The sequence below is a fragment of the Sphingomonas ginsenosidivorax genome, from assembly GCF_007995065.1.
Classification (GTDB): domain Bacteria; phylum Pseudomonadota; class Alphaproteobacteria; order Sphingomonadales; family Sphingomonadaceae; genus Sphingomonas; species Sphingomonas ginsenosidivorax.
Window position 1 is genome coordinate 1088849 of record NZ_VOQR01000001.1, and the last position, 13083, is coordinate 1101931.

At 67.9% G+C, this 13083-nt stretch carries 12 protein-coding genes and 1 tRNA gene; 1 reads left to right on the forward strand and 12 read right to left on the reverse strand.

Going from position 1 to position 13083, the window contains the following annotated elements; all coding sequences use genetic code 11:
• Positions 1-80: 80 nt before the first annotated feature.
• From FSB78_RS04845 to FSB78_RS04880, 8 genes are all read right to left on the reverse strand, one after another.
• Complete coding sequence (locus FSB78_RS04845) at positions 81-1703, reverse strand: FAD-dependent oxidoreductase (protein WP_147080444.1); 1623 nt, start codon at positions 1701-1703, stop codon at positions 81-83.
• A 358-nt stretch (positions 1704-2061) separates the two neighbouring features.
• Entirely contained in the window at positions 2062-2652 is a 591-nt protein-coding gene (locus FSB78_RS04850; RefSeq protein WP_147080446.1) for an NADPH-dependent FMN reductase, read from the reverse strand.
• A 259-nt stretch (positions 2653-2911) separates the two neighbouring features.
• A tRNA-Lys gene (locus tag FSB78_RS04855) sits at positions 2912-2987 on the reverse strand.
• A gap of 98 nt (positions 2988-3085) precedes the next feature.
• Positions 3086-4195 carry a rod shape-determining protein RodA gene (gene rodA / locus FSB78_RS04860; RefSeq protein ID WP_147080448.1) on the reverse strand — a complete coding sequence of 370 codons (1110 nt, stop codon included), beginning with the start codon at positions 4193-4195 and terminating at the stop codon, positions 3086-3088.
• Positions 4192-6264 (reverse strand): penicillin-binding protein 2, encoded by a 2073-nt coding sequence (mrdA, locus tag FSB78_RS04865; protein WP_147080449.1) that lies wholly within the window; start codon positions 6262-6264, stop codon positions 4192-4194. The genes rodA and mrdA overlap by 4 nt, the downstream gene beginning before the upstream one ends.
• Positions 6261-6785: a rod shape-determining protein MreD gene (mreD, locus tag FSB78_RS04870; protein WP_147080451.1), complete on the reverse strand. Its 525-nt coding sequence runs from the start codon at positions 6783-6785 to the stop codon at positions 6261-6263. The genes mrdA and mreD overlap by 4 nt, the downstream gene beginning before the upstream one ends.
• A 7-nt stretch (positions 6786-6792) precedes the next feature.
• Entirely contained in the window at positions 6793-7680 is an 888-nt protein-coding gene (locus tag FSB78_RS04875; protein ID WP_147080453.1) for a rod shape-determining protein MreC, read from the reverse strand.
• 84 nt (positions 7681-7764) lie between these two features.
• Positions 7765-8808 carry a rod shape-determining protein gene (locus FSB78_RS04880; protein ID WP_147080455.1) on the reverse strand — a complete coding sequence of 348 codons (1044 nt, stop codon included), beginning with the start codon at positions 8806-8808 and terminating at the stop codon, positions 7765-7767.
• Between the two features lie 134 nt (positions 8809-8942).
• Between FSB78_RS04880 and mutL the strand changes: the two genes are divergently transcribed.
• Entirely contained in the window at positions 8943-10787 is a 1845-nt protein-coding gene (mutL, locus tag FSB78_RS04885) for a DNA mismatch repair endonuclease MutL (protein ID WP_147080457.1), read from the forward strand.
• A gap of 304 nt (positions 10788-11091) precedes the next feature.
• On the opposite strand, the gene rplI is transcribed toward mutL, so the two are convergent.
• From rplI to FSB78_RS04905, 4 genes are all read right to left on the reverse strand, one after another.
• Positions 11092-11685 (reverse strand): 50S ribosomal protein L9, encoded by a 594-nt coding sequence (rplI, locus tag FSB78_RS04890; RefSeq protein WP_147080459.1) that lies wholly within the window; start codon positions 11683-11685, stop codon positions 11092-11094.
• Between the two features lie 11 nt (positions 11686-11696).
• Positions 11697-11921 carry a 30S ribosomal protein S18 gene (gene rpsR / locus FSB78_RS04895; RefSeq protein WP_031393978.1) on the reverse strand — a complete coding sequence of 75 codons (225 nt, stop codon included), beginning with the start codon at positions 11919-11921 and terminating at the stop codon, positions 11697-11699.
• A gap of 2 nt (positions 11922-11923) precedes the next feature.
• A complete protein-coding gene (gene rpsF, locus FSB78_RS04900; protein ID WP_147080461.1) occupies positions 11924-12358 on the reverse strand; it encodes a 30S ribosomal protein S6 in 435 nt (144 codons plus the stop codon).
• Positions 12359-12636: 278 nt separating this feature from the next.
• Entirely contained in the window at positions 12637-12993 is a 357-nt protein-coding gene (locus FSB78_RS04905; protein WP_147080462.1) for an RcnB family protein, read from the reverse strand.
• Positions 12994-13083: the final 90 nt, after the last annotated feature.

The following is a 13083-nucleotide window of genomic DNA, read 5'->3' on the forward strand; positions in this document are numbered from 1 at the left end:
GGATCACGTACGGACGAAACAGACGCTTCGCAATCGATTGAAATACGTCTGGGGCTGCCGACGTTGGAGGCAGCGTGCAATCAGGAACGATCCAAGTTGCGCACATGCTCCCACACGTTGGAGATGACGACGGACCCTTCCCCGACCGAGGACGCGACGCGTTTCACCGATCCGGCGCGGACGTCGCCGACGGCGTAGATGCCGGCGCACGATGTGGCGAAGGGTGACACGGCGCCAGCCGCTTCGCTGGTGAGCACGAAGCCCTTGGCGTCGAGAGCGACCAGTTCGGAAAGCCAGCCGGTATTGGGTGCTGCGCCGACCATCACGAACACCGCGCAGCTTGCCACGATGCGGTCGCCGTCGGCGTTGCGTATCGTCACCGCCTCCAGGCTGTCCCCGCCATGAAGCGCGACGGCATGGGCCCCGTATTCGATGGTGATCGCGGGATCGGCCTCGAGCCGGCTCGACAGATAGCTGGACATGGACGAGGCGAGGGTGTCGCCGCGAACCAGCAAGCGGACGTGCCGCGCCGTGCGGCTGAGGAACATCGCCGCCTGCCCGGCCGAATTGCCGCCGCCGATGACCAGCACCTCCGTATCCCGGCAGAAGCGGGCCTCGTTCTCGGTCGCTGCATAATAGATGCCCGCGCCCTCGAACTCGGCGAGGCGTGCGATCGGCAGGCGTCTGTACTGGACGCCGGTGGCGACCACCACCGAGGCGGCGAGCACCCGACGACCGTTGGCGAAGGTCGCACAAAAGGCGCCGTCATCGAGCCGCTCCAGCGATTCGATGCGCCGGGGCATGACGAAGCGCGTTCCGAACTTCATGGCCTGGACCTCGCCGCGCCACACGAGGTCGGCGCCGGAGACGCCGGTGGGAAAGCCCATGTAATTCTCTATCCGGCTGGACGTGCCGGCCTGGCCGCCGATCGCGGTCTCGTCGACGACCAGCGCGCGCAACCCTTCGGCTCCCGCATAGACGCCGGCTGACACGCCGGCGGGCCCGGCGCCGACGATCAGTACGTCGAAGGCCTCGTCCTCGGGAACGTCCTGGTCGAGTCCGAGCAGCCGCGCCACCTTTTCGGGCGTCGGATCGCTCACCACCACGTCGCGGCCGAACACCACGACGGGCTCTCGCGGCGCGGTGCCGCAACTGCTCGCGACATGCGCGGCCTCGGCGCTGCCGAGCGCGTAGGAGCGGTAGGGCAGGCGGTTGCGCGCGGCGAACTCGGCGACTTTCCTGACGGCCCTGTCCTCGTCCTCGCCGACCAGCACGAGCATGCCGTCGCCGGAATCCAGCTGCCGTCGACGGCGTGCCGCCAGGACCGTGATGACGATGTCCGACATCTCCGGTATCGCCGCCATCAGGCGGAGCATCGCGGATCGCGGTACCTCGACGACGGTCGTGTCGCTCGCGGCGCGCATCGGCAGCGACCACGTGCCGCCCGACAGCAGCGAGATCTCGCTCATGAACTGGGTGGGGCCCAGCGTCGAAGGCACCAGCCGGTCGCCCGTGAACGGGTTGACGACCTCGATCTCGCCGTCTTCGACATAGACGAAGCGGTCGGCCGGAGCGCCGATCTCGGCCAGCATCGCTCCCTTGCGATAGTGCGTGCGCGTCCCCGCCGCCCGGATCGCGGCAATGTGCGATGGCTGCAGCGGCACCCGCTGCATTTCCCGCAGGTCGTGCCCGATCGTTTCCATGAAACCTGTCCCCTGTGCGTCCCATCCCTAGCCCGGCCACCGCGGCGACGGCAATCGATGCAGGCCCGATGCAGGCGCGCCCCCTACGCTTCCCGACCGCGTTGACGATGTCCGGGACGGATTGCAGGACCACCGGACGAGCAGGAAAAAAGGCGGCCTTGTGCATCCAGCGGCGAACTTCGAGCCGAACTGGTCCGCCTGCACCGTGCCGGCCGTATCGATGACGAGACCCTCCACGATCTCGAACACGACCTCGATCTCGAGGAGCTTGCGGCCGCGGCGGCGAAGGGGTGAGCGACGCGCGCCGGGTGCGGTCCGTCGCTCGGCGCCAACGCGGAGCGCGTGGACGTCGGCCGGATCAATAGGGCGGGTCGAGCCGCTCGCGCTGCGCACGGGCGGCCTGCGTCCACCAGCCGAGATCGTCGGCGAAGCGGGGGAAGGCCCGGGTGAGAGCGCCGCCACCGTCGCCTGCCGGCTCCCCGGCTGCATCGAACACGTGGCCGATCGAACCCACCGCGATCGTGCTGGACACCACCACCATGCCCATCTCGGATAGGATCCCGTGCCAGGCGAGGCCGGCGCGCGCCCCGGCAAGGCGCCCGGCCGAGTAGCTGACGATCGCCGCCGGCCGCCAGTACCATTCCTCCAGGAAATGGTCGGTGAGGTTCTTCAGCCCTGGCTGCACCCCCCAGTTATATTCGCCGGTCACGAAGACGAAGGCGTCGGCCGTCCTGATCTTTTCCGCGAGGGCCTCGAGCGCTGGCGGCGCCTCGCCGCGGGGATATTCCTTGTACATGCGGTCGAGCATGGGGAGGTCGACCGCCTTGGCGTCGATCAGCTCGGCCGATGCACCGCGTTCGGCGAAGGCGCGGACGAGCCATTGGGCGAGGCGGATGCCCTGCCGGTCGGAACGATAGGAACCGTAGAAGATCAGAACCCGGTCGCTCATCGCGGCAATTCCTTTTGAAGCATGTGGCGCCAACGCACCGAGCCCAGTGCCCTGCGGTTGATCAGCTTTCAACGCTGCCTAGCAGATCGGCGTTGTTCCGATCGGCCCCTGGCTGCCGTGGTAATAGCTGAACGAGGACACCGTGAGGTTGATAGCCCCTCTGGACGAGGAACGTCATTTGCGCACTCCAGAGCGCCGACGGCCATCTGTGCCGCGCAAGTCACGACGCCAGTAAGTGTTTCGTATACCTAGGAAATTTTGGTGGACGCACTTGGGCTCGAACCAAGGACCCGCTGATTAAGAGTCAGCTGCTCTACCAACTGAGCTATGCGTCCATACCGGGGCGGATTGAGTGGCGCCGCTGGTGTGGCGCCCCGTCTCCCGGGGAAGCGCGCTGTTAGCAGGCCAGGCGGAGCGCGCAACCCCTTTTTGTCTACCAGCCCACAGTTTTGCGATTTTGGCGGTCGATCGACATCAGGATCGCGAGGCACAGCAGGACCGTCATCTGCGCCGAGCTGCCAAAACTAACCAAGGGCAGGGGGATGCCGACCACGGGGGCGAGGCCCATCACCATCGACAGGTTGATCGCCACGTAGAAGAAGATCGTCGTGGCGAGCCCTGCGGCGGTCAGGCGGGCGAAGCGGCCGGTGGCGCGCTGGCCGACGTCGATGCCCCAGCGGATCACGAGCAGGAAGGCGAGGATCAGCAGGCAGCCGCCGACCAGGCCCCATTCCTCCGCCATCGTTGCGAAGACGAAGTCGGTATGGCCTTCGGGGAGATAGTCGAGGTGGCTCTGCGTGCCCTGGAGGAAGCCCTTGCCCCAGATGCCGCCCGAGCCGATCGCGATCTTCGACTGGCTGATGTGATAGCCGGTGCCGAGCGGGTCGCTCTCGGGGTCGAGGAAGATCAGGACGCGGTTGCGCTGATAGTCGTGGAGCAGGAAATTGACCGCGAGCGGGGTCGCGACGGAGAAGGCGAGCCCGCCACCGATGAACAGCCGGAGCGGGATGCCGGCGAGGAACATCACCGTGCCGCCGCCCGCGCAGATCATCAGCGCGGTACCGAGGTCGGGCTGGAGCATCACCAGCGCCGCGGGGATGCCGATCAGCAGCGCCGCCGGCCAGATCGCGCTGAAGCGCCGCGTCTCGCCGGGCGGGAGCATGTCGTAGAATTTCGCGCAGGCCAGCACGATCACCGGCTTCATGAACTCCGACGGCTGCAGGCGAATGAAGCCGAGGTCGAGCCAGCGTTGCGAGCCGCCCGACACCTTTCCGAGCAGTTCGACCGCGAGCAGCGAGATGGTGATGATCGCGTAGGCGGGAAGCGCGCAGTCCTTCCAGACCTTCTCGGGCACGCGGGAGAGCAGGATGGCGCCGCCCAGCAGGACGAAGAAGCGCAGGCCCTGCGACAGCGCCCAGGGCCTCAGCGAGCCGCCGGCGGCGGAATAGAGCACGACTTGGCCGAAACAGCCGATCGCGATGACCAGCAGCAGCACCTTCCACGGGAGCTTCGCCAGCGGTTCGGGGACGATCCGTGATCTCATGGCTCGCGTTCCGTGGTGCCGTCTTCGGCGACGGTGTTGCCGGGGGTGACGAGTGCGGCCTGGGTGGCGTTGGCCTGATCGGTGGCATTCTCGACCGCAGGAGCGTCGCTGGGGACGATCGCGTCGGTCTTGGTCGCGATGGCGGCGGGATGCGGCGCCTGCGCCGCGCGATAGGTCGACGCCGTCGCGGCCATCCGGGTCTGGATGTCGCCGCCCCAGCTCTTCTCGCCCTCGGCCAGCGACGCCATCGCGCGATCCTTGTCGAACAGATAGGTCATGATGTCGCGCGCGATCAGCGGGGAATCGAGGTTGCGGACGGTGTGGCCGTTATGCTCGAGCACCATGCCGATCGCGTAGCGCGGGTTGTCGGCGGGGGCGAACCCCATGAAGACGGCGTGGTCGCGCAGCTTGAAGGGCAGCTGGCCGTTCTTGAGCACGCCCGAGCGACGCTCCGCCATGGTGATGCGGCGGACTTGCGCGGTGCCTGTCTTGCCCGCGAGCGCGACACCGGGCGTCAGCATGCGCGCCGCGCCGCCGGTGCCGCCGCCGTTCACCACGCCGAACATCGCATCGCGGACGATCGCGAGGTTCTCGGACTGGAGCGGTAGGGCGGGCGCGTCGCGGTGGACATGGTCGGCGAGGATGCTGGGGCGCAGATGGCGGCCGGAGGCGATCCGCGACGCCATCACCGCCAGCTGGAGCGGGTTGGCGAGCACATAGCCCTGGCCGATCGACGCGTTGAGCGAATCGGCGACGGTCCAGGCATCCTTGTACTTCTTCAGCTTCCACGCGCTGTCGGGCACCGTGCCGAACCGCTGGGTCGAGAAGGGGAGGTCGAACTTCTGCCCCAGCCCGACCATCCGCGCTATCGGCGCGACGCGGTCGTAGCCGAGGCGGCGGATCATCTCGTAGAAATAGATGTCGCAGCTCTGCATGATCGCGTTCTTGAGGTCGAGCGGGCCGTGGCCGCTCTTCTTGTGGCAATGGAAGATGCCGGTACCCACGCGCAGCGCGCCCGAGCAGAAGACGCGGGCGTGCGGGTCGACGCCGCTCTCGAGCAGCGCGAGGCCGTTCATCGGCTTGACGGTCGAGCCCGGCGGATAGAGCCCCTGCGTGACCTTGTTCATCAGCGGCACGTGGTCGTCGTCGCTCAGCATCTGCCATTCGAGATGGCTGATCCCGTCGGAGAAACTGTTGGGGTCGTAGGCGGGCATCGACACCATCGCGAGCATCTCGCCGGTGCGGCAGTCGATCACCACCGCGGATCCCGAATTGGTCCCGAGGCGGCGTGCGGCATAGTCCTGCAGGCCGGCGTCGATCGTCAGCCGCGCGGTCTTGCCGGGCACGTCGGGGCGGGTGGCGAGTTCGGCGACGAGCTTGCCGCGCGCGGTGACCTCGACGCGCTTGGCGCCGGCCTGGCCGCGCAGCTCGGTCTCGAGCATCTTCTCGAGCCCGTCCTTGCCGAGCTTGAAGCCCGGCGTGACGAGCAGCGGGTCGTGCGTCTTCTTGTACTGCTCGACATTGGGCACGCCGACATAGCCGGTCAAATGCGCGACCGCGGCGCCGCCGGGATAGGCGCGTGCGAAGCCGCGCGTGGGCGCGACGCCGGGCAGTTCGGGCAGGCGGACGCTGACCGCGGCGAACCGCTCCCAGTCGAGATTCTCGGCGACCTGGACAGGCTGCAGTCCCGATGCGTGGTCGAGGTCGATGCGGATCCGCTCCATCTCCTCGGGCGGCAGTTGCAGCAGGCGGGCGAGCAGCGCGAGCACGCGGTCCTTGTCGCGCAGCCGTTCGGGGACGATGTCGACGCGGAAATCGGTGCGGTTGTTGGCGATGGGCACGCCGTGGCGGTCGACGATCCAGCCGCGGCGGGGCGGCAGCAGGGTCATGTTGACGCGGTTGCTCTCCGACAGCGAGGTGTAGCGTTCGTTCTGCGCGACCGAGATCCACGCCATGCGGCCGGCGAGCAGCAGCCCGACGCCGCCCTGCGCCGCGCCGAGCAGCCAGGCACGGCGCGAGAAGCTGTAGGCCTGCGACATCTCGGTCACGACGCGCCCGCGGCCGATCATTCCTCGCCTCGCTTGCGTTCGACCCGCGCGACGATCCGCGCGGCGAGGGGGAAGAGCAGGAGCGTCATCACGATCTGTGCTAATAACACGGTATCGACATGCGCGCCGACCGGAACCGCGATGAAGCGGCCGGCGATGATGACGCAGGCGATCAGTCCGCTGGCGATCAGCCAGTCCTGCCAATAGTCACGGAAGGCGAGGCGCTGTTCGAGCATGTCGATCGCGAGGAAGCAGAGCGACCAGAGCAGCACCGCGCTGCCGAGCGGCTGTCCGCTGACGAGATCGTCGAACAGCCCAAGCGGCGCGGCGGCCCAGGGCCTGAACGCGAACCGCGCCAGCAGCCGCCACGCGAGCAGCATCACAAGTCCCAGCGGTGGCAGGATCGGGATCGTCGCGACGACCGGGATGATCGTCGCGAGCGACCCGGCGACCACCGTGGCTGCCGCGATCGCGCGTACGCGGCGCGCGCCGAGCGTCGGCGCGAACGGGCGATAGTCGACGGTGTTCGGTTGCGCGGTCACTGGACGGTCATGGCGCGGGCGGCGGACCGGCCGGGATCGGGCCACGCGGCGGCATCGGCATGAACGCACCCTCGACCAGCGCGAAGTCGAGCGTGTCGGGATCGGCGAAGGTCCGTGCCTCGACCGAATCCTGTCCGGCCTTCAATACGCGGGCGACGGGCACGCCGGGGGCGTAGATACCGCCGATCCCCGACGAGACGAACAGGTCGCCGGCGGCGAACTTGACGTTGGTGGCGTTGACCGAGCGGACATCGACCATGCCGTCGCCGCGGCCTGCAACGATCGCGGGCAGGCCGTCGCGGGTGCGGCGGACGGGGACGATGCTGTCGCCGTCGGTCAGCAGCAGCACGCGCGCGGCGTTGGGGCCGGTTTCGACGATGCGGCCGACCAGCCCGTCGGGGCCGCGCACCGGCATCCCCGGGCGCACGCCGCTCCAGCGACCGGCGTTGAGCAGCGCATAGCGGCGGCCGCTCGACGCGGTCGAGCTGACGAGGCGCGCCGTGACGATCGGGTCGACCGAGCGGTCACGCACCGCGAGCAGCGTCCGCAGCCGGCGGTTGTCATAGGCGATGGTCCGCGCGCGCATCAGCAGCGCGCGGGTCCGGTCGACCTCGGCATGGAGCGCGACATTCTCCTGCCGCACGAAGAAATAGGTGCCGATCGCGCGCGGTACCGCAGCGACGCCCGACCCGACCCAGGCCAGACCCGACGAGACCGGCGTCGTCATGCCCGCCACCGTCACCCGCAACGCCGAGAAGGCCGGCGGATTGAAGGTCGAGACGACGAGCAGCACCGCGCCCACCACCGCCCCGGCGATGGCGAGCACATAGCCCATGAACACACCATATTGCCGCCGCCGGGAAAAGCCGGTGCGGCGGTCGCGGGCTGGCGCCATGCGCCTGTCCCCCCGTCGTTGCGCATCGGCCGACCCGCGGGGACCTTCCCCGCCGGTCTACCGACGCAATGCCAATCCGCCCTTTTAGCCGCTCATCAACACGCCGCGAAACAGCGGATCCTCGAGCGCGCGGCCGGTGCCGAGCGCAACGCAGGTCAGCGGGTCCTCGGCGACCGTGACGGGCAGGCCGGTCTCGTCGCGCAGCACCTCGTCCAGACCCTGCAGCAGCGCGCCGCCGCCGGTCAGGACGATGCCCTGGTCGACGATGTCGGCGGCGAGTTCGGGCGCGGTGTTCTCCAGCGCGACGCGGACGCCCTCGACGATCGTCGCGACCGGCTCGCTGAGCGCCTCGGCGATCTGGCCCTGGTTGATCTGGATCTCCTTGGGCACGCCGTTGACGAGGTCGCGGCCCTTGATCTGGATGATCATGCCGATGCCGTCGGCGGGCGGCTTGGCGATCCCGACTTCCTTCTTGATCCGTTCCGCGGTGGCTTCGCCGATCAGCAGGTTGTGGTTGCGGCGGACGTACGAGACGATCGCCTCGTCCATCTTGTCGCCGCCGACGCGGACCGACGTGGTGTAGGCGAGACCGCGAAGCGACAGCACCGCGACTTCGGTGGTGCCGCCGCCGATGTCGACGACCATGCTGCCGATCGGCTCGGTGACGGGCATGTCGGCGCCGATCGCTGCAGCCATCGGTTCCTCGATCAGCCAGACCTGCGAGGCGCCCGCGTTCGACGCGGCGTCGCGGATCGCGCGGCGCTCGACCTTGGTGGAGCCCGACGGCACGCAGATCACGATCTCGGGCCAGCGCGCGAACTTGCGCGGGCCGTGGACCTTCTGGATGAAATACTTGATCATCTGCTCGGCGACGTCGATGTCGGCGATGACGCCGTCTCGAAGCGGGCGGATCGCCTCGATGTTGCCGGGGGTCTTGCCCATCATCATCTTGGCGTCGTCGCCGACCGCCTTGACGCGCTTGACGCCGTTGATGGTCTCGACCGCGACCACCGAAGGCTCGTTCAGCACGATACCGCGTCCCCTGACATAGACGACGGTGTTCGCGGTGCCGAGATCGATGGCCATGTCATGGCTCATGAATTTGAAGAAACGCGAATAGAAGGCCATTCAATCAGGGTCCCGTAACCTGCCACCATATCGGCGACGCACATCGCAGATATCTCGCGATCCGCCGCTGATAGGCGCGGGTCCTCGGCATTTGCGGCTCGCGGGATACCGTCGCTTGGTCTAGGCGATTACCCATGTCAATACGGCGCCTTCCCGAGCATCTCGTCAATCGCATCGCTGCCGGTGAAGTGGTGGAAAGACCCGCCAGCGCGTTGAAGGAACTGGTGGAAAACGCGGTCGACGCCGGTGCCACGCGGATCGCGGTGGTGCTGGCGGAGGGCGGTACGCGCCGGATCGAGGTCGCGGACGACGGCTGCGGGATGACGCCCGCGGACATGGCGCTGGCGCTGGAGCGACATGCGACGTCGAAGCTGCCCGAAAGCCTGCTCGGCGACGACGGCGCGATCGAATCGGTGGTCACGCTCGGCTTTCGCGGCGAGGCGCTGCCGTCGATCGCGAGCGTCGCGCGGCTGACGATCGAGAGCCGGGTGCGGGGGAGCGAGGGCTGGGCGCGGACCGTCGACAATGGCGACGTCACGCGCGAGGGGCCGGCCGCGCTGCCGCCGGGAACGCGGGTCGTGGTCGAGGACCTGTTCGCGCGGGTGCCGGCCAGGCGCAAGTTCCTGCGCTCGCCGCGCGCGGAATATGCCGCCTGCCTCGATGCGGTGCGGCGGCTCGCGATGGCGCGGCCCGACATCGCGTTCACGGTCGAGCATGACGGGCGGCGGGTGATGGCGGCGTCCCAGGTCGAGGACCGGCCGGGGCGAGTGGCGACGCTGACCGACCGGGCGCTCGCCGACAGTTCGGTGGCGATCGACATGGAGCGGGAGGGCTTGGTGCTCGGCGGAGTCGCGAGCCTACCGACCTACAATCGCGGGATCGCGGACCATCAATATCTGTTCGTCAACGGCCGCCCGGTGAAGGACCGGTTGCTGATGGGCGCGATCCGCGGCGCCTATGCCGAGATGATTCCGCGCGACCGCCACGCGGTGGTGGCGCTGTTCCTCGACGTGCCGAGCGACCAGGTCGACGTCAACGTCCACCCGGCAAAGACCGAGGTGCGGTTCCGCGACCCGGCGATGGTGCGCGGTCTGATCGTGTCGGGGCTCCGGCGGGCGCTCGACGCGGCAGGGCATCGCAGCCAGCGCGCGCCCGAGGCGGCGCTGGCGATGTGGCAGCCGGGACAAACCGATAGCCGTCACCCCAGCGAAGGCTGGGGTCTCGTGCCGCAAGGGGGCGACCTATCGCCAGAGACCACAGCCTTCGCCGGGGTGACGGGGATGGGGTCAGGAATGACGGGGCTGGGGGGATCGGTCCGCGACCACCGCCCGACTTTCTTCTCGGCGCCGCCACAGGCGCGCGCGGAACCCGCCTGGTCGCCGCCGCCGGGAGGCACGAGCTTCCCGCTGGGCGTCGCGCGCGGGCAGGTCGCCAAGACCTATATCGTCGCGGAAGCCGAGGACGGGCTGATCCTGGTCGACCAGCACGCCGCACACGAGCGGCTGGTGCTCGAACGCATGCGCGCGGCGCTGATCGGCGGCACCGTGGCGAGCCAGGCGTTGCTGATCCCCGAGGTCGTCGAGCTCGACGAGCCCGCCTGCGACCGTCTCGAGTCACGCGCGGCCGAGCTGTCCGAGTTCGGGCTCGACCTCGAACGCTTCGGCCCGCGCGCGATGCTGGTCCGCGCGACGCCGGCGCTGCTCGGGCAGAGCGATCCCAAGGGACTGGTCACCGATCTCGCCGACGAACTCGCGGCGTTCGACGAGGCGCTGAGCCTCAAGGAACGGCTCGACGCGGTGGCAGGCACGATGGCGTGCCACGGATCGGTGCGCGCCGGCCGGATCCTGTCGGTGACCGAGATGAACGCGCTGCTCCGCGAAATGGAGGTCACGCCGCATTCCGGCCAGTGCAACCACGGCCGCCCGACCTGGGTAAAACTGCAGCACGGCGATATCGAGAAGCTGTTCGGGCGGCGATAGATACCCACGTTCATCTCGCCGAAACCTTTTTTGCCCCCGCGCATTTTTGAGGAAACATCCTCTCAAGGTTCCGCCGCCATGAAGCAGATTTTCCCGGTTTTGCTCGCGCTCATTCCCCTCGCCGCCGTGGTCGGCGCGTGTGTGTCGTGCCCTTGAAAAAGCGGAACCTCAGCGTCGAGCCGCGCAGCCCGTACGCTCCGACCGACCTTCTGGATTCCTGACGGTAATCCCAAGGCGATACGAAAAGGGCCGCCCGGATTGCTCCGGACGGCCCTTTTTGCGTCTGACGAAGACGGCGTCGGGCTCAGCCCTGCGCCTCTTCCTCGTCGTTCGACACTTCGGCAGTCGCGCCGGGTTCCGCGTTCGGATCGTAATCCTCGACGAAACCGGCCTCGTCACGCTCGAACATCGACGACATGACGTCGACGCCCTGTGCCTGCATCTCGGCCTCTTCGGGCGAGCGTGCGACGTTGACCTTGACCGACACCGACACCTCGGGGTGCAGCGCGACCTTGACGGTGTACACGCCGATCGACTTTATCGGCTTGTCGAGCACGATCGACGACTTGCCGACCTTGTGACCGTCCGCGACCAGCGCGTCGACCAGATCGCGGACCGCGACCGAGCCGTAGAGCTGACCGGTGTTCGAGGCCTGACGGATCAACGTCACCGAAGCGTCGTTGAACGTCTTGGCTTCCGTCTCGGCATCGGCACGGCGCGCCGCGTTGTCCGATTCGATCCGTGCACGGTTGGCCTCGAAGACCTTGCGGTTGGCGTCGTTCGAACGAAGCGCCTTCTTGTTGGGAAGCAGGAAGTTACGGGCGTAGCCGTCCTTCACCTTCACCACGTCGCCGATGGCGCCGAGTTTCTCGACACGCTCAAGCAGAATGACGTCCATGGGGGCGCTCCTTACTTAACGATGTAGGGCAGCAGGCCCAGATGACGCGCACGCTTGATGGCCTGAGCCAGTTCGCGCTGCTTCTTTGCGGCCACCGAAGTGATACGCGACGGGACGATCTTGCCACGCTCGGACACGAAGCCCTGCAGCAACCGGACGTCCTTATAGTCGATCCGGGGAGCGTCCTTGGCGGAGAACGGGCAGCTCTTGCGGCGGCGGAAGAATGGACGTGCCATGGTTATTCTGCTCCCTCTTCACGATCGCGGCGGGGCCCACGCTCGGGGCGATCGCCACGGTCCGGACGGTCGCCACGGCCGCCTTCGCGGTCGCCACGACGCTCACGGTCGCGATCCTGCTTGCGCATCATCACGGTCGGGCCCTCTTCGAGGGTGTCGACCTTGACCGTCATGTAGCGGATGATGTCTTCGTTGATCTGCGTCTGGCGCTCCAGCTCTGCGATCACGCTGCCCGGGGCATCGATCTCGAGCATGACATAGTGCGCCTTGCGGTTCTTGGCGATCTTGTACGCCAGTGAACGCAGGCCCCAGTTCTCGGTCTTGACGACCCGACCTTCGTTGTCGTTCACGATCTTGGTGGCGATTTCCGCCAGCGCGTCCACCTGCGCCTGTGCCAGATCCTGGCGCGCAAGGAACGTGTGCTCGTAAAGAGCCATGTCTCGTCCTCATGTTACCGATCGCTGATACACGCCCCATGCGTGCACCCCTCCGGCTGTCGTTCAAATGCAAACCGGGGCGAAGGAACGAGTCCTGCACCCCGGTTGCGCTGGCCTTTATCCTTTCGAGGAATAAAAGCAAGGTTTCGTTTGGTCGACAGCCACCCTCCGTCATGCCGGACTTGTTCCGGCATCCACCGTGCCGCGCGTTCGATGCGTTCGAGTTTGCGGGCCGGTGGACCTCGGACCAAGTCCGGGGTGACGCGTAGTGGTATGCTTTACCGGAATGCGCCGCCGCGGACCTGCACCACGTCGCCGCGGCCGTTGATCAGGATCGCGTCGCGGCCCGAGCGGACCCACTGGCTGCCGCGCGGCGGGGCGGCCAGGCGATAGTTCTTGTAGGTCGTGACCACGCGGTAGTTCTGCGCGTAGCGGCGGTCGAACCGCTGGCCGGCGCGCCAAGTGCGATACTGGGTCGGGCGGACCACGGTCTTCTTGGTGACGACGGTGCGGCCGTTCGGGCCCTGGCGGACGGTGGTCGTCTCGTGGCGCGACTGCGCCGAGGCGGGGGCGGCAGCGATCAGCGGGCTGGCGACCAGGGTCGTGGCGATCGCGCTGAGGATGAACTTGTTCATGAAAAACTCCCGTTTGGTAACGGCGCCAGTATCGCGGCGTCGGAACACTATCTGGCGCCCACCTGTCGCAAACGCGTGTCGCGCTTCGCA